This window comes from Ihuprevotella massiliensis (assembly GCA_900095835.1).
In the GTDB taxonomy this organism is placed as follows: Bacteria; Bacteroidota; Bacteroidia; order Bacteroidales; family Bacteroidaceae; genus Alloprevotella; species Alloprevotella massiliensis.
Window position 1 is genome coordinate 183,549 of sequence record LT608321.1, and the last position, 17,752, is coordinate 201,300.

15 protein-coding genes, 1 tRNA gene and 2 pseudogenes are annotated in these 17,752 nt (G+C 42.1%); 9 read left to right on the top strand and 9 right to left on the bottom strand.

The features are described 5' to 3' along the window. The first annotated feature begins 42 nt into the window (after window positions 1-42). The 8 genes and pseudogenes from pgeF to BQ2633_RS11635 form a co-directional block, all read left to right on the top strand. Complete coding sequence (pgeF, locus tag BQ2633_RS00855; protein WP_075564581.1) at window positions 43-813, top strand: peptidoglycan editing factor PgeF; 771 nt, start codon at window positions 43-45, stop codon at window positions 811-813. 158 nt (window positions 814-971) lie between these two features. Continuing rightward, the gene (proS, locus tag BQ2633_RS00860) at window positions 972-2,453 is read left to right on the top strand and encodes a proline--tRNA ligase (protein ID WP_075564582.1); all 1,482 of its coding nucleotides are present in this window, start codon (window positions 972-974) and stop codon (window positions 2,451-2,453) included. A gap of 102 nt (window positions 2,454-2,555) precedes the next feature. After that, entirely contained in the window at window positions 2,556-3,125 is a 570-nt protein-coding gene (locus tag BQ2633_RS00865; protein ID WP_141700210.1) for a DUF1599 domain-containing protein, read from the top strand. Beyond that, the gene (locus tag BQ2633_RS00870) at window positions 3,112-5,151 is read left to right on the top strand and encodes a BT_3928 family protein (RefSeq protein ID WP_075564584.1); all 2,040 of its coding nucleotides are present in this window, start codon (window positions 3,112-3,114) and stop codon (window positions 5,149-5,151) included. Before BQ2633_RS00865 ends, BQ2633_RS00870 begins: the two co-directional genes overlap by 14 nt. Window positions 5,152-5,348: 197 nt before the next feature. Beyond that, entirely contained in the window at window positions 5,349-5,774 is a 426-nt protein-coding gene (locus BQ2633_RS00875; RefSeq protein ID WP_075564585.1) for an SPOR domain-containing protein, read from the top strand. Window positions 5,775-5,846: 72 nt separating this feature from the next. Next, complete coding sequence (gene folE / locus BQ2633_RS00880) at window positions 5,847-6,416, top strand: GTP cyclohydrolase I FolE (RefSeq protein WP_075564586.1); 570 nt, start codon at window positions 5,847-5,849, stop codon at window positions 6,414-6,416. Window positions 6,417-6,794: 378 nt separating this feature from the next. Next, a complete protein-coding gene (locus BQ2633_RS11420) occupies window positions 6,795-7,046 on the top strand; it encodes a hypothetical protein (RefSeq protein WP_075564587.1) in 252 nt (83 codons plus the stop codon). 72 nt (window positions 7,047-7,118) lie between these two features. Then, window positions 7,119-7,241: pseudogene (locus BQ2633_RS11635) on the top strand (PepSY domain-containing protein); the annotation flags it as partial. Between the two features lie 79 nt (window positions 7,242-7,320). Here the strand turns inward: BQ2633_RS11635 and nth are convergent. Together nth and BQ2633_RS00900 are read right to left on the bottom strand one after the other, a co-directional pair. Next, on the bottom strand, window positions 7,321-7,974 hold the full coding sequence (gene nth / locus BQ2633_RS00895; protein WP_075564588.1) for an endonuclease III: 654 nt from the start codon (window positions 7,972-7,974) through the stop codon (window positions 7,321-7,323). A 37-nt stretch (window positions 7,975-8,011) separates the two neighbouring features. Continuing rightward, entirely contained in the window at window positions 8,012-8,614 is a 603-nt protein-coding gene (locus BQ2633_RS00900) for a riboflavin synthase (protein WP_075564589.1), read from the bottom strand. A 232-nt stretch (window positions 8,615-8,846) separates the two neighbouring features. On the opposite strand from BQ2633_RS00900, the gene BQ2633_RS00905 reads away from it, so the two are divergent. After that, window positions 8,847-8,921: transfer RNA gene (locus BQ2633_RS00905), tRNA-Val, on the top strand. Between the two features lie 214 nt (window positions 8,922-9,135). Here BQ2633_RS00905 and BQ2633_RS11640 read toward each other — a convergent pair. The 7 genes and pseudogenes from BQ2633_RS11640 to recG all read right to left on the bottom strand — a co-directional run. Continuing rightward, window positions 9,136-9,330 (bottom strand): annotated as a pseudogene (locus tag BQ2633_RS11640) (IS256 family transposase, variant Zn-binding type); the annotation flags it as partial. A gap of 148 nt (window positions 9,331-9,478) precedes the next feature. Then, on the bottom strand, window positions 9,479-10,489 hold the full coding sequence (locus BQ2633_RS00910; protein ID WP_075564590.1) for a class II fructose-bisphosphate aldolase: 1,011 nt from the start codon (window positions 10,487-10,489) through the stop codon (window positions 9,479-9,481). A gap of 247 nt (window positions 10,490-10,736) precedes the next feature. Beyond that, window positions 10,737-11,069: a hypothetical protein gene (locus BQ2633_RS00915; protein ID WP_075564591.1), complete on the bottom strand. Its 333-nt coding sequence runs from the start codon at window positions 11,067-11,069 to the stop codon at window positions 10,737-10,739. Window positions 11,070-11,215: 146 nt separating this feature from the next. Further along, window positions 11,216-11,530 (bottom strand): thioredoxin, encoded by a 315-nt coding sequence (trxA, locus tag BQ2633_RS00920; RefSeq protein ID WP_075564592.1) that lies wholly within the window; start codon window positions 11,528-11,530, stop codon window positions 11,216-11,218. A gap of 110 nt (window positions 11,531-11,640) precedes the next feature. Beyond that, complete coding sequence (locus BQ2633_RS00925) at window positions 11,641-14,235, bottom strand: sodium:solute symporter family protein (RefSeq protein ID WP_075564593.1); 2,595 nt, start codon at window positions 14,233-14,235, stop codon at window positions 11,641-11,643. A gap of 209 nt (window positions 14,236-14,444) precedes the next feature. Continuing rightward, the gene (locus BQ2633_RS00930; protein ID WP_075564594.1) at window positions 14,445-15,446 is read right to left on the bottom strand and encodes a hypothetical protein; all 1,002 of its coding nucleotides are present in this window, start codon (window positions 15,444-15,446) and stop codon (window positions 14,445-14,447) included. 204 nt (window positions 15,447-15,650) lie between these two features. Beyond that, window positions 15,651-17,750, bottom strand: a complete 2,100-nt coding sequence (gene recG, locus BQ2633_RS00935) for an ATP-dependent DNA helicase RecG (protein ID WP_075564595.1) — start codon at window positions 17,748-17,750, stop codon at window positions 15,651-15,653. Between the last annotated feature and the right edge of the window lie 2 nt (window positions 17,751-17,752).

Below are 17,752 nucleotides of genomic sequence, written 5' to 3' on the forward strand. Positions count from 1 at the left end.
GTGATTGGTTCCTGCTAATTCCCAACTCCAAGACTTTAGCAAATGAACTTGCTTGAATATCATTTAGGTAAAGGTGTACGCGCTTTTTCAACCCTTCGTAATAGCGGGGGAGTGGGGGAAGGCGCGTATGCTTCTTTTAATATCACGCCCTATTGTGGCGATAGTCTAGAAAATGTTGCGGCAAGCCGTGTCGAACTTGCTGAAGAATTAGGCATAATAGACGAGAGAATCATCCTTCCAACTCAGAAACATACCAACACTGTCAAAGTTTTGGATGATGCTTATTGGGCGATGTCTTTACAACAGCGTGTAAGCTATCTCCAAGATGTTGATGCGCTGGTTACTAAGTGTAGAGGAGTTTGTATTGGTGTCTCGACTGCTGATTGCGTTCCAGTACTTTTGTTTGATGAAAAACGACATATTATAGGTGTCGCCCATGCCGGTTGGCGTGGTGTCTTGGGGCATATAGTTCAAAATGTTGTGCAGAAGATGAAGGATTTAGGGAGTGACGCGAAAGACATTAAGACAATTATTGCTCCAAGTATCGGACCTGCTTCTTTTGAAGTCGGAGAAGAAGTTGTCGAGGCTTTTATTGAAGGAGGATTCCCCGAGACTATTGTACTTCGGAATTATACAAAACCTCATATAGATTTGTGGGCTTCCGTGGCTTGGGAGCTTGAGAATGCAGGCATTCTATTGCAAAATATCCAAATTGCAGGAGTTGATACTTACACGCATTCTGATAGTTTCTTCTCTGCACGACATCTAGGCATCTTGTCTGGTCGTATCTTTAGCGGGATTTTACTAGAATAACTAGGCGTATATCAGTAATTATTCGTAAATTTGCCGAGAAATATATGATTTACTTTGTTGTTACAACGAGTAAATCCAACTTTATATCGAAACACGAATGAATTGACTAGAGGATTTCGGTAAGTATTATCACGTAATTAGACACATTCAATTATATAATGGCCAAAGAACTCAAAGATCTTACCAAGCGTAGTGTTGACTATTCTCGCTGGTATAACGAATTGGTGGTAAAAGCAGATCTCGCAGAACAGTCTCCTGTGCGTGGTTGCATGGTAATTAAGCCTTACGGCTACGCCATTTGGGAAAGTATTCAACAAAGTCTTGATGCTCGCTTCAAAGCTACTGGCGTGCAAAATGCTTATTTTCCGCTTCTCATCCCCAAAAGCTACCTCTCAAAAGAGGCTGAGCACGTAGAGGGCTTTGCTAAAGAATGTGCGGTCGTAACACATTATCGACTCAAAACAAACGAAGAAGGTAACGGCGTTGTTGTAGATCCTGCAGCGAAGCTTGAGGAAGAGCTCATTATTCGTCCTACTTCAGAAACTACCATTTGGAATACTTTCCGCGGATGGATTCAATCTTGGCGCGATCTTCCCTTGCTTTGCAACCAATGGTGTAATGTGATGCGATGGGAAATGCGTACGCGTCTATTCTTGCGTACCTCTGAATTCCTCTGGCAAGAAGGGCATACCGCTCACGCTACTCGAGAAGAAGCTGAAGCACGTGCCAAGCAAATGCTCGATGTTTATGCTGATTTCGCCAAAGATGTTTTGGCTATTCCTATGGTGAAAGGCGTGAAGAGTGCAAATGAACGCTTTGCAGGAGCACTCGAAACATACACCATTGAGGGAATGATGCAAGATGGTAAGGCGTTGCAAAGTGGTACTTCTCACTTCCTAGGACAAAACTTCGGTAAGGCCTTTGACGTGAAATTTGTCAACAAGGATAACCAAGAAGAATATGCTTGGGCTACATCTTGGGGAGTCTCAACTCGTTTGATGGGTGCCTTGATTATGAGCCACTCAGATGATAACGGTTTAGTACTTCCTCCACACGTAGCACCCATTCAAGTGGTCATTGTTCCTATTTTCAAGAATGGCGAACAAGAAAAGTTTGATGCAGTGCTTGGAGAATTGGCTAAAAAACTTCAGGCTAAGGGCATCCGCGTGAAGTATGACAATGCAGAAAACAAGCGTCCAGGCTTTAAGTTTGCTGATTACGAATTGAAGGGTGTTCCCGTTCGTCTCGTAATGGGAGGACGTGACTTAGAAAACGGCACCATTGAGGTGATGCGCCGCGACACCTTGGAAAAAGAAACTCTCTCTTTTGAAGGTATTGAAGAAAAGGTCGTTGCTTTGTTGGAAGAAATCCAAGAAAATATTTATCAAAAGGCTTTGAAACTTCGCGAAGAAAAGACCTATACTTGCACCACTTACGATGATTTCAAAGAACGCATCAAAGACGGTGGCTTCTTCATCTACGATTGGGATGGAACTTCCGAAACGGAAGAACAACTAAAAGCAGACACACAAGCTACTATTCGTTGTATTCCTGATGCTTTGTCGCAAGACAATTTGGGAACCGATATGATCAGCGGCAAACCCGCAGTAGCTCGTGTCTACATCGCTAGAAGTTACTAACCACCAGCACCTCATCACAAATTCCCTACAACTATTATAGCGAATACATCACGCTATTCCCGTTGATAGCACGTTATGAATAGTGTCGATACGCAATATAATATGACCACGCAACAGCAGTTTGAGCAAGCCATAGCTTTGTGCCGTGACATTTTTGTCAAGAAAATGTACGACTACGGCACTGCGTGGCGCGTGCTTCGCATACCATCGCTCACCGATCAGATTTATATCAAGGCCAACCGCATCCGCTCTTTGCAAACGAAAGGTGTTTCCAAGGTAGGGGAGGGGATTGTTCCAGAATTCATAGCTATTGTCAACTATGCCATAATGGGACTCATCCAACTCGAATTGGGAGTGGCTGATGGTACGAATAAAGATGATTTGCACGATGAACGAATGGCAGAGGCCTACGACAAACAGGTTGAAGCTGCATTACAACTTATGTTGCGTAAAAATCACGATTATGATGAAGCGTGGAGGTTGATGCGAGTGTCTTCTTACGTAGATTTCATTCTTACAAAGGTGTTTCGCACCAAACAGATTGAAGAACACGAAGGCAATACGCTCGTGAGTGAAGGCATTGATGCCAATTATTTGGATATGCTCAACTATGCCATCTTCGCTATCATCAAACTTGAGGTAGAAAAGTCTGAACAAAATGCCGAGAAGTAAAGTCACTTATGTCATACTTCGCACAATAACCCTACTATCTCAGTGGTTGTTGGCAGGTACGTTCCTGTTTTCGGGCTTCGTCAAAGCCCTAGATCCCATGGGAATGGAGCATAAGTTGGCCGCTTACTTTACGCATTGGGGAATAAACCTTCCCGCTGGTTCTTTGTACCTTGACGCTGCAGTCCTTTTGCTTGCCCTTGCAGAGTTTACTCTTGGGGTGTATCTCTTGTTGGGAATGCGAAAACGCGTTGCTGCCATTGGAAGTTTTGCATTTATGTTGGTGATGACATTACTCACCATATATATATATGCATTTAATCCCGTTGCAGACTGTGGCTGTTTTGGTACAGCAATTACGCTAACCAATGGTGAAACGTTAGCAAAGAACATTGTACTACTCGCTTGCGCATTTATTATCCTCACTCAGCGTCGCCATTCCTTAAGAATCATTACCGTTCATACTCAGTGGTTGCTGTCGTTATATGCAATGGTATATCTGCTAGGTGTCACACTCTTTTCGCTCCACTATTTGCCTTTGATGGAATTTACTCCCTACGAAACGGGCATTTCCATCCCCGAAGCAATGAAAGGGAAGCAAAATATGAGTTTCATCTACGAAAAGAACGGACACAAGCAAAGTTTTGATATAGACCACTTGCCCGAGGACAGCACTTGGACGTACGTTGAAACCCAAACAGAAGTCCTTCAAGCACCAAGCATCAAGGATTTCTCTTTGACTGACAAAGATGGAGAGGAAATTGCTGACGAGTTGCTAGCCGACAGTAGTTTGGTTTACATCGTTACAATGCCCAATCCCTCCACAGCGGATGCAGGTTGTAGCGATCGAATCAATGATATCTACGATTTCGCCAACGACCACCACCAACGCTTAGTTTGCGCCACGGCAGGAAAACAATCAGAGATAACACAATGGATAGACCTCACAGGGGCTGCTTATCCATTTGTAGAAAGCTCCACCGAAGCACTCAACGCAATGGTTCGCTCCAACCCTGGAGTCCTGTTGCTCAAACAAGGACGAATCATAGCTAAATGGAGCAGAAACGACCTTCCTAATGAGGAAGAACTAAAAGCTATAACGGCTAATCCTGAACTGCAAATCCAACGTTTTGCCACGAGTCACGCATTGTTGAAGTTGTTCTTGTGGTTTATCCTTCCGTTTGGACTACTTCTGCTTGCTGATCGTCTTTGGATTGGCAGCCGATATTATCGCATTTACAAACATTACAAATCCCATAATAAAAAGAAAATGAGAAAGCACATCGTAGCCGGCAACTGGAAGATGAACAAGAACCTCCAAGAAGGTCTTGCTCTTGCCGCAGAAGTAAATGAAATTCTCAAGAATGAGAAGCCAAATTGCGAAGTAATCCTTGGTACTCCCTTCATCCACTTGGCAAAGGTGAGCGAGTTGGTTGACCACAGTCTCGTGAAGGTTTCAGCAGAGAACTGCGCTAACCATGCATCAGGTGCTTACACTGGTGAAGTTTCAGCTGAAATGGTGAAGTCAACAGGTGCTGAGTATGTTATTCTTGGTCACAGCGAGCGTCGTGAATATTACAGCGAAACTCCTGAGGTTCTCAAGGAGAAGGTAGATCTTGCACTTGCAAATGGTCTTAAAGTTGTGTTCTGCATTGGTGAAAGCCTTGCACAACGTGAAGCTGGTGAGCAAGAAGCTGTTTGTAAGGCTGAGCTTGAAGGTAGCGTATTCCATCTTTCTGCAGAAGAGTGGAAGAACATTGTTATCGCTTACGAACCCATCTGGGCTATTGGTACTGGTAAGACTGCTACTTCTGACCAAGCTCAAGAAATCCATGCCTTCATCCGTAAGTGCGTAGCTGAAAAGTATGGTCAAGAAGCTGCTGACAACACTTCTATCCTCTATGGTGGTTCTTGCAATGGTAAGAATGCTCCTGAACTTTTTGCTAAGGAAGACATCGATGGCGGTTTGATTGGTGGTGCTTCTCTTAAGGCTGCTGATTTCAAGCTCATCATTGACGCTTGGAAGTAATTAGAAAAGGGAATTATCCTTAGATTACACATATTTGAGGAAGGTGAGATTCAATCAGAATCTCACCATCCTCGTTCTTTTTACTAAGATATAAGTTTCTCACTATCCAAGTTTTCTCGTGAAGCAAACGATATGATGATTATTTTTGCAGTGGTTGTGTACATCCACTAACTGTAGTAGTTCATTCTTTCTCATAGATGAAACTTTTTTTCTTGATACCACTATTGAGCCTTCTTTCTGGCAATGCGTTTTTATCACATGCCAAACCTGCTCAACGTCTGCAAAGAGTAGATAGCACTAGCACGACAAGGCATCGCAATGGAGCGGATCCTGTAAAGGAAAGCAACCGTCCACGTTATCGTACCCAAGGTTACCGCATACAGGTATTTACCGGTGGGAATGATCGCGCCGCTAAACGTGCAGCTCAGGAGATGAAGACAAAGATTCAAAGCCATTTTCCTGAGCTATCAGTCTACATACATTTTCAATCTCCTCGGTGGGTTTGCCGTGTTGGCGACTTCTTATCACGTGAAGAAGCGCAGCATTACGTGAAGCTTATCAGAAAGAAACGCCTTTCTCCCGAGGCCGCGATTGTAAAGAGCCCTATTCTAAGAGCTTACTAGTTATATGTAAGTGAGCCATAAATACAATCTTCTATTTTTCCCATTGTAAATTACTTACTTCTACTAGTAGATATGACGGATCAAGAACGCATCGAAAAATTGAAGTACCATTATCGAGAGACTCTCGAACTTCTTGGCGAACATTCGTCAAGAGAAGGTCTTCTTAAAACTCCTGAGCGTGTGACAAAAGCCATGCTTACTTTGACTCGTGGCTATGCCATGGATCCTGTTGCTGTACTGAATAGTGCAAAGTTTAAAGAAGAATATAACCAGATGGTGATAGTCAAGGATATCGAATTCTATAGTCTTTGTGAGCATCATTTGTTGCCTTTCTTTGGAAAGGCTCATGTGGCGTATATTCCTGATGGATACATTTGTGGGCTATCTAAGATTCCTCGCGTCATTGATATTTTCTCGCATCGTCTTCAAGTGCAAGAACGACTAACTTTGCAAGTTATGGAAGCTATTCGTGAAGCGCTAAACCCAAGAGGGGTGATGGTCGTGATGGAGGCTGAGCATATGTGCATGCAAATGCGAGGAGTAGAAAAACAGCATTCTTGTACCACTACTAGTTCATTTTGTGGGGCTTTTGAACAAGCAAAAACAAGAGAAGAGTTTTTGCAACTAATCAAACGAAGTTAAGTTTTATATATGCCATCTTTGGCAATGAATGCCTAAAAACGTGGAAGATTCATAGAGAAATCTCCCACGTTTTTAGGTTTATCACTAACATCGCAAAAGCTGGCTTCTTAATATCTCTATTGTACAAATAGGACAAAAATAAATATAAAGCCAAAGGAATGATGAGCAAATACCTTCTTTAAGCGATTGTTTGAGATATAATATCTTTGCAGTAACATGGAGATGGCTGTTGATATTATCAGCAGAACTTTTCCTCTTATAAATATAAACTAGACATACCGATTTTTTTAATGAAGAAGACTTTTAAACGAATTCATTTGTGCCTTGCAGTGCCCTTGGCTGTGTATCATCAGTTTAATATGTTTCACTGGAGCGTTGATGGTTTCTGAGCGCGAGATTACTGAGTTGATACGCTATGACATGTATCATGTGAAGGAAGTAAAGACGAAGATCTTACCGATTTCAGCACTTATTAATAAGGTCATCCCCGAATTGCAGGATAGTGTTTCTGTTACGGGCGTAACTATCTCCAATAATCCATTGCGCCCATATAAGGTTAAAATTCCAGCTCCGCGTAAAGCAGGAATTATGATCGAGCAGTATTCAGGTGAGGTCTTAGGCATGGATTAAAAAATGCCATTTTTCAAGACTACCCTGAAGCAAAGCCCAAGCAAAAGGTGAAGGGTTTGTTCTGTACATACCGGAAGATGGGGAGGCTATCTTACGAGAGTATTGCAGTTTCTAGCTGCTTTATTGGGCGCTTTTCTACCTTGTACAGGCTATTATCTTTGGATGAAACGAAGTATTAAGAAATCGCGCAAGTAATATTGTAGTTTCTTTAGATAAGCATAAACATGATAAAGGCTTTACCCACCCATCAAGGTCGGTAAAGCCTTTATCATGTTTATGCTTTTACTTGAATATAGTTTCCTATGGAGGGACAGAGATGGGCAAGTCCACACTTTTGACAAAGCGGCTTTCTTGCCAAACAAGTGTAGCGTCCATGAAGTAACAGCCAATAGTGACCAGCAGCAACTTTCTCTTTGGGAATGTACTTCATCAATTCAATTTCAACACTATAGGGTGTTGTGCAACGTTTAGGTACAAGCCCAAGACGATGGGAAACGCGAAAGACATGAGTATCTACTGCAAGGGCTGCTTTATGGAAGGCAACAGCCTGCACTACATTAGCTGTTTTTCTTCCTACGCCAGGAAGCGAGGTAAGTTCTTCAAGAGTAGATGGAACTTCTCCGTTAAAGTCAGCAACTAACTTCTGTGCAAGACCAACCAGATGTTTTGCCTTATTGTTAGGATAACTCACAGATTTGATGTATTCAAAAATGGTTTCTGGAGTGGCAAGTGCCATTGCTTCTGGAGTAGGGTAGTCCTCGAATAGACGTGGAGTCACTTGGTTGATGCGCTTGTCTGTGCACTGCGCTGAAAGAACCACAGCAACGATGAGTTCAAAGTTATTACGGAAATCAAGTTCTGTTTCCGTTGCATCCATTGTTTTCTCAAAGTAGTCTAGTATTTGCGCAAAGCGTTCCTTCTTTAGCATAGATTGTTGAGTCTATATTAGAAATAAATGTTGCATACTAGGCTAGTTGTTGCATTCTAGCAATATATTTTCCTATGATATCAAATTCCAAATTCACTTTTGTGCCGACTTCGATATTATGGAAGTTGGTGTTATCATAGGTGTAAGGGATGATGCACACCTGAAAACTTGAATTGCTGGGATTGCATACAGTGAGACTTACTCCATTGACAGTGACGCTGCCTTTATCAACACAGAAATATCCACGTTGAGCCATCTCTTTGCTCGTTTCGTATTGGAAGGTGAAACGATAGCTGCCTTCTTCATTTTCTTTTCCTACACACGTTGCTACTTGGTCCACATGCCCTTGTACGATATGTCCATCCAAGCGACCGTTCATCATCATGGAGCGCTCCACATTCACCTCTGTGCCGACAGTCCAATCCCCAAGGTTGCTACGTTCAAGGGTTTCATTCATTGCTGTCACCACATATTGTTTGCCTGTCAATTCAACAACAGTGAGACAAACTCCATTGTGAGCTACACTTTGGTCTATCTTAAGTTCGTCGGTAAAGTTGCATTCTAGCGTGAAGTGAATGTTCTCTTGGTCTTTTCTTATGTTTACCACGCGTGCGGTGGACTCTACGATTCCTGAAAACATAGTTGTATGGGATAAATGAGGTTGAAATATAAGTACAAAGATACGACTATTTTACGAGATAAGATTGTATTTTGCCTTATACATGCAAATTGGATGTGGATATAACAGACCGTTTCTATAGCTTTCTTTGCTTTTACGTATAAAGTGTACGGAGAATTGTTTTTTTCTGCTGAAAATTTGGATACTAACAAATAAAAACGTAACTTTGCATCGCAATTAAGGAAAACCCTTAGGGCGCTTAGCTCAGCTGGTTCAGAGCGTCTGCCTTACAAGCAGAGGGTCGGCGGTTCGAATCCGTCAGCGCCCACAATTTATAGCCGCATCAAAGAATATTTGATGCGGCTAAATTTTTAGGCGTATAGGTCAAATTACAGGCTGAGAATTTTGTCTTTTTGCTTGTGCAAGTCAATAGATAGCATTATATTTGTGCCCGCAGTTTGAAGCATAGCAGAGCTCTGCGGGGGAGCAACTCTGTGAGGAATAAAATGGCATATAGCGACATGCATAAAACAGGATATACATCATTGTGTATCCTGCTTTTTTATGCAAAGAGCTTTTATCAATGCCAAGAAAAACCCACAAACGAAACGCTTGCGGTTCTTTGTCGACAGACCGCTATGGTTGTTCAAATTCTTTTTCAAATCAGTGAATGTACCCTCAATCTTATTGTTCGTATTTGGCATACCTGCACAGTTCTGTTTTTGATAGGTAGAAAGAAGGGTTGTGGGCTATAACCTAAGTAAAATGGAGATGACCTTAAACCGAATAGGGGAGTAGGGTGAATGTAGGTCTTTTCTACAAAAAAGAGGATATGCATAGGCATATCCTCTTGTGAACTTGTTCGAGTATCTACAAAAGAGTAGATTAGTCGAGCTGAGCGAGCTTGTTGTTAGAACCAAGAACTTCAACAATCTTGTGTTCATAAAGCTTTTGCATGTTGTCGCGAGCTGGACCGAGATACTTACGTGGGTCGAATTCAGCGGGCTTTTCAGCGAATACCTTGCGAACAGCAGCGGTCATAGCAAGACGAGAGTCAGAGTCGATGTTAATCTTGCAAACTGCAGATTCAGAAGCTTGACGGAGTTGTTCTTCAGGAATACCTACTGCGTCGGGCAACTTACCACCGAATTGGTTGATAGTGTCAACTTCCTCTTGGGGAACTGAAGAAGAACCGTGGAGTACGATGGGGAATCCTGGAAGCTTCTCTTCGATTTGCTTGAGGATGTCGAAAGCAAGGGGAGGAGGAACAAGACGACCAGTCTTAGGATCGCGAGTGCATTGTTCAGGAGTGAACTTGTAAGCACCGTGGCTAGTACCGATAGAGATTGCAAGTGAATCGCAACCAGTGCGTTGTGCGAATTCGATTACTTCTTCAGGCTTAGTGTAGTGAGAAACAGCGTGAGAAACTTCGTCTTCAACACCAGCAAGAACACCGAGTTCTGCTTCTACTGTTACATCGAATTGGTGAGCGTAGTCAACAACCTTCTTAGAAAGAGCGATGTTTTCTTCGAAAGGAAGGTGAGAAGCATCGATCATCACAGAGCTAAAGCCCATGTCGATGCAGCTCTTGCAAGTTTCGAAGCTATCACCGTGGTCGAGGTGAAGTACGATTTCAGGATGTGCGCAACCAAGTTCCTTAGCGTAAGCTACAGCACCTTCAGCCATGTAGCGGAGAAGAGTTTGGTTAGCGTATTCACGAGCACCCTTAGAAACTTGGAGAATCACGGGGCTCTTTTGTGTAGCAGCAGCCTTAATGATAGCTTGGAGCTGCTCCATGTTGTTGAAGTTGAAAGCGGGGATAGCGTAGCCACCCTTTACGGCACGAGCGAACATATCGCGAGTGTTCACGAGGCCGAGGTCTTTGTAATTAATCATAACTGTATGAGTTAAAATAGTGATTGTCAATTTTCAAAATCTACTCTTTAGAAAGAAACTATCAGAGGTTGGATTTTTCTGCCACAAAGTTACGATTATCCTTTGTTCAAACAAAATTTTAATCGCACTTTTTTGTAGACAAGTCCTCTTTGTTTCTGAATCTTGCTACGATTGATTTATCAGCAAGCGTGCAAAGAATAATGAAACAGAAAAAGTCTAATAGCAAAGCAGAAAAAGCGTGGAGAGATTATTCTTCAAAATCATCACCATAGGAAAGCTCAGCTTCTGCAAGAAGGAGTAGCTCTTCAGTGGTGAAGTCTCCCATTTTATCTTTCTTTGCTTGTTGTAAAAGATGCATAGCGATTTCTTCTAAATCGATATTTACATAGCCTTCCTCATCTGGTTCTGACTCTAATACGTCGCTTTCTGCCAGATAGTCTTCTAATACATCATGAAAGTAGTAAAGAAGCTCTTCTGAGAATTTTTCTTTCATTTCTTGAGAAAGTAGGCTTTGGGTATGAGCTATTACAGCAGCATCATGTTCTGCATCAGCCCATAATTCATTGTCTAGTACAGCCATAAGGGAAAGTCTATAGTGAGAAACAGAGAATAAATCTAAGTTCTGGAGGTTTTGATGTAGAGTATATTTCGTCAAATTGTTACAACAAAAGACAACCGCTATGTAGGAGGGATAAAACCTCCATACATGGCGGTTGAACTATTCGTTTAGAGTTGGTTGTTGATTTTTTCAACAATCTGAGCCTTGGGCACAACGCCAACGAACTTGTCTACAATTTGACCATTCTTGAAGAAAAGAACAGTAGGAACAGAGCGAATGCCAAATTCTATAGCAAGATCTTCGCTTTCGTCCACGTCGATTTTTACAACATTGGCTTTGCCTGTCATTTCTGCACCAACTTCGTCTAGGATTGGTGCAAGGGCTTTGCAGGGACCGCACCAAGTGGCTGAAAAGTCAGCTACGAGAAGGGTATCTTGAGCCTTTAGTTCATTGAACTGTTGAGAGTTTACTACGTTTGCCATAATGCGAAATATTTGATTATAGTGAATAAAATGCGATGTCTTACTGATAACGTAATGACATCGGGTAAAGTCTGTTATACCACGATGAGATATAAACAAGAGTCATACAGTTAGTTTTGCTTTGACATGCCTTGCCAAGTTAGTCGCTCATCAGATTTTTTCTCATCAAGAATGAAAGATACTAACCATGATACCAATACGCTGACCATCATGCCTATTGCTCCATATAGTAGGAAAGAGGTATCAGTTAAATTCTTCGTGAGGAACACGGAAACAATCCCTGCAACAAAACCAATCGTGGCTGCCTTTGCTCCAATTCTAGGGAAGAAAATTCCCATCAAGAATAAACCTCCTAAGCCAGAAGAGAGCAGACCAAGAATTTCTTGGAAAAAGTCTAACAGAGAAAGGATGTTCCATGTTGCCATTAATAAAGCAATAAGCATGCCAAATACGCCAGATATCAGACTTGAATAGCGGGCTGTCAGCAATAAATTGCGGTCAGTTGCATTTTTCTTGAAACGTTGATAAAAATCTACGGTGAATGCTGTTGCAACTGAGTTGATGTTACTAGAGATTGTACTCATAGTGGCTGCAAAGATAGCAGCTATCAAAAGTCCTGCGACACCAGATGGAAGTTGACTCATCATAAAGAATGGGAAGACGATATCATTCTTTGCCATGGTGTAGTCCATTTCAGCTGGGTGCGTTTTGAAGAAAGTGTACAAACCTGCGCCAATTGCAAAAAAGGCAACGCTAACAAATACACTCATGACACCATTGAGTAAGATGGAATTCTTGGCTGCTTTCTCATCTTTGGTGGTGAGGTAGCGTTGAATGACTGTCTGATCAGAGGTATAAGAAATCAAGTTGTTTGCCATACCACCAATAATAACAACCCAGAAAGTGGCACTTCGATAGTCGAAAGACCAATCAAAGAGCTGAAACTTCCCATTGTCGGAGGCTATATGGAGAAAACCGCTTGCACCGCCCTCTGTGGAGAAAACCAAATAAGCAATGGCTAAAAACGCTCCTCCTACGAGGATTATGCCTTGTACGACATCTCCCCAAACCACTGCTTCAACACCACCCATGGTGCAATAAACAATTGTAATGAGCGCCATTAGTACAATACAAATATATATGTCAATGCCTGTTACTGCTGTGAGGGCCAAGGAGGGTAAGTAAAGTACTAGCGCCATGCGAGCAACCATAAATATAATAAACAACGCAGATGCCATCAAGCGTAGAGGAGCGTTGAAACGGTGCTCTAAATACTCGTATGCTGAAGTTACATTAAGTCTACGGAAAAAAGGTAGATAATAACGAATGACTGGGAACGAAACAATTAGAATCGTTACAAGCATGGGGTAATATGTCCAGTTTGTCGCAAAAGCCTTAGCAGGATATGCCATGTAGGTGATGGCAGAAAGCATAGTTGCATAGATGCTAATACCTGCAGCCCACCAAGGAATTCTCCCTCCTCCTTTGAAGAAATCTTCTGCCCCATTTTCGCGCTTCATAAAGTAATATCCTAATGCTATCATCATTAGGAGATAGGCTATGAGAACTGCCCAATTAAGCCAACCAAAGTTTGTGTGTGTGTCCATTTTTACCATGGTAACTTCTTTTGCACGTACCCCTGGTTTACTCTCTCCATTGACAATCATCCATTGATTGCCCATTGGAATAACTGACATCCCAGCACGGGCTAGAAGTGGTGAACTAGTTTCTGTTACCCAGGTATTGGTGATGGTGTTGTAAATGAGCAAAGATGATCTAAACTTATACCATTCTGCATCATGTTGCAAATAATCATCACCATATTTACCTTGTATGGCTGCTTCGAAACGTTCCTTATTAACGCCGCCAAAGCATACTACGAACATACTACCGCTAGAAACGCTTGCTGCTCCAACTAAAGCAATAGATTTACCATCTGCCACTGTGGGGGAGGTTTTACGCCAATTGCCTGCCTTTATGTCATAAACAACACCATCATTTGCAACTTGATTTGTGGTATTAGAATATCCCCCGAGTACTATGAATAGAGGACCATTAGCACCATTCTGTACTACTGCTGTAGCTTGAATACGTGTTGCATCAGGCATTAATGGAAGCTCTTTCCAGTGTTTTGCTCCTGGTTTAAGCGAAAAAGCCTGTTGAGAAGCAACACCATTGCTTTGACCACCAGCAATGTATATTGTTCCGTCTGAAGCTACAGCTCCTGCAAAATTGTCCAAAGAAAGAGGTAGGGAGGGAAGTGGGGTTGTAATTACTCCTAATAGGGACTTACTTTTAGTTTTGAGCAAAAAAACATTCTTGGTGCTTTGTTTTCCATCATTTCCACCCATACAAATAATACCTTCTTTAGTCGTAACACTTACGCCATAGGCTAATGCTTGGGGTAGTTCTCCTATTTTTCTCCATTGCTGTCCACGTAATGCGTAAACAGTATTATAGAATACTTTAGTACCTCCTTCGTCTGCTGGAGTATTGGGAAAGTTACAACCACCAGCAACAATAGCTTGTCCATCTATATTACCACTAAAAGCTCCTGAAACTCCTTGATTAGGGGATATTTCAAGAGAAGGAAGAGATTGAAAGCTTACTTTATTGAATCGGTTGTCGTTGCCTTTAATAGAACTACAAAAGACTGATAATGAGCACATGATAAGTGCCCACAGCATAAAAAGCCTAGGTTTCATGGAGGATTATTGCGAATTGATTTGCTGCAAAAATACGCAATTCTGCTATATAAACCAAGCATAGTGGGCATATCGTGTCTCTTTTAGTACAAGAAAAAGCAGCTACTCTGTAGAAGAGTAGCCACCCAAATATGAAAAAGCAATAAAAAAAATGTATTGTAGAGATTCGAGGTAGAGTGGTCTTGACCAAGAAGATAAACAGGCTAGTATTATCTGCGTCCACCTACAATCGTAGTGCCATTAACTTGTCTAGAACTTTCTTGGTTGGAATTTTCTGGTCGCGCTTCCATATTACTTCTACTGTCGCGTTGAGGTTGTGAGAAAGCACCTGTTCCTCTTCTACCTGAATCATAGTTGTTGCCGTAATTCACACGACTATCTTGTCTGTTATATGGCTGATAGCCATTATTGTTTCTGTTAAGATTATAGCTCCCATGGTCATAGCTACGATTATCGTCGTAAATGCCACGATTGTATTCTGCATTACTGCGACGTCCTTCGTATAAATCTACACGTCTTTGCTGGACTCCATAGTTTCTAGATCCATAATCATAGCCGTAGTGGCGAGATGAAGGGGAAACGTAATAACCATTATTACTATAACCATAACGTTGATTATCGTACCCTAATCTAGAATTACCACCATAACGACTATCGAGGATGATCAAGGGCTCGCGTTGATAAGGTTGTACACTGATAGGAGTGTTGTAGTAGCGTACGTAGGAATCACGCATACCACCAAAGCTAAAATCAAAGGAGATTCCCCAATATGGTGAACGAGCACTCGTTAGTCGCAATGCCCAATTGGAACCTTCGTAACTATCATAACAGGATGGTCGACCAAAGTAATAGTTATTGCGATAGCTATAACGATTATAGATATTAAAAACCCAAGAACCGCGTCCCCAAGAAAGAGGGCGATAGAAGTAGTTAGCATTGATATAGTCCCAATACTGACGCTCTGAAAGGATATAACGTAAATCGTCGTCACGATACTCTTGGTAGCGATCTATATTATAGGGTGAATTGATTGCTAGGAAGTAGTCAAGGTTGACTTCATATACACGTTCATATTGTAGTGGCGTGAGATTCAGCTCATATGCCATCTTATCCGTCAAGAAATAGGCGTACTCACGAGCGTCACGTGCGTTCATCGCAGAAGCAGAAATTCCAGCAGCAGCGAGAAGAAGGGAGAAAAGAATTCGTTTCATATCGCTTATTTGTTAGAGGTTTGAATAATGTTATAGAGCAAATGTCGGTATTATCTTCAAAACAGCAAACCAATACACTATAAATTCGTCGATTATTTTTCTTTATTGTGGATGAATGATGCAATAAATTGATAAAATAGCAACTTGAATCTCAATGGGCGAGTGTGAAATGTTTTAATTTTTGAGTTGGAATCTGTCATCTGTCTATGAAATGCCTGAGAAATTGTGCTGTTGTTGCTTGATTTGTTTTAGCTCATTCCAGATTGGAGAGAATTTTTCTAGTTGCTGGGAAGGGTCTTGTTGAAGTATCCATGCAGCAGCTTCGCGAGCTTCAGACATGAGTTCTGCATCTCCAAATAAATTTGCGATCCGTAAATCAAAAGGTAAGCCGCTCTGTGCTGTTCCTTCCAAATCTCCAGGTCCACGAAATTTCATATCAGCTTCTGCTATTACAAAACCATCGTTTGTTTCAACCATGATGTCCATACGTTGTCGAGTGGACTCTGCCAGATTATCTTTAGTAACAAGAATGCAATAGCTTTGTTCTGCTCCTCGACCAACACGACCACGCAACTGGTGAAGCTGTGCTAGTCCAAAGCGTTCTGCGTTTTCGATAACCATCACCGAGGCATTGGGAACATTAACTCCGACTTCAATAACAGTGGTAGCAACAAGTATTTGAATTTCATTGGCAGCAAAGGCGCGCATCACCTCTTCTTTCTCAGTAGGTTTCATCCGTCCATGCATGCGTCCTACCTTCCATGGATGAAATGCAGTAGCAACAGCTTCATAGCCTTGTTCAAGGGCTATGAGATCAAGTTTTTCATTTTCATCTATGAGAGGATATACAAAATAGGCTTGTCTGCCCTTTTGTAGTTCTTGTATTATTCCCGAAAAAAGCTGTTTTCGTTGTCCTGAACGATAATGGCGAGTTTGAATGGGTTTTCGGCCAGGGGGGAGTTGGTCAATAATACTTACATCTAAGTCGCCATATACGGTCATCGCTAGCGTTCGAGGAATAGGGGTAGCAGTCATGACAAGGATGTGTGGTGGCCTTTTATTTTTTGTCCATAGTGCAGCACGCTGTTTCACACCAAATCGATGTTGTTCGTCAATCACGCATAATCCAAGATTCTGAAAAGTAACTGATGGTTCTATCAGTGCGTGAGTGCCAATTAGCAGCTGCACTTCGCCTGTTGCGACTTCTGATAAAATCTCTTTACGACGCTTTCCTTTCACGTTTCCTGTCAACAATTCAACACGAATACCTAAGGGGGCAAGTTGTTTGGATATTCCCTTGTAATGCTGTTCTGCTAGTATCTCTGTGGGTGCCATTAATGCAGCTTGAAAGCCATTGTCCAGTGCCAACAAACAAATTAGAGTAGCTACCATGGTCTTACCTGAACCTACATCTCCTTGTAAAAGGCGATTCATCTGTTGACCACTGCGTAAGTCATTGTGCACCTCCTTAATGACGCGTTTTTGAGCATCAGTTAGAGCAAAAGGTATATGCTCTTTATAGAAGGTGTTGAAGTATTGACCCACTCGAGGAAACATCCAGCCTTCATTGTTTGTTTTTTGTGACTGATGGTATTGTAAAATTGAAAGCTGGAGGTAAAAGAGTTCTTCGAATTTTAGCCTATGCTTGGCAGCAGCCACGTCTTGTGCTTGCTGTGACAGGTGAATGTCTCTCACCGCCTGATCATGCGTGGTAAGTTGATGCTCTTGTAAAAAGTCACGCGGAAAGACCTCTCGCATAGGAGAGGGCATTCGTTCTAACGCATTAGCCACAAGTTCGCTTATCGTTTTCGAGGAAATGTGGGCGCGTGTCAATCGTTCGGTAAGGTGGTAGACTGGCTGCATACGAAGAAGAGGACGGTTCTTCACCTTTTCCAACTCCTCAACTTCTGGATGAGCTATAGAAAAATAGGAACCAAAAGCTTTTGGCTCTCCAAATATTTGATAGTCTATTCCCACTTTATACATAGATTCCAGCGCTTTAGACACACGGAACCAAACTAATTGTATAAACCCAGTACCGTCAGAAAAGTTAGCGATTAGCCTTCGTTTTGCCCCTTCACCCACTTTTTGTATCATAACGATGCGCCCTCGAAGCTGTATATTCTGCATCCCTTCTACGATATCTGCTATGCGATGGATCTTTGTGCGATCCTCATGGCGAAATGGATAGGTATGCAATAAATCTCTTACAGTTGTAATTCCCAATTGCGATTGAAACAATTGGGCACGGTGCGGGCCTACTCCTTTGAGATAGGTGATGTCTTGATCTAAATAGGAAAGCATCG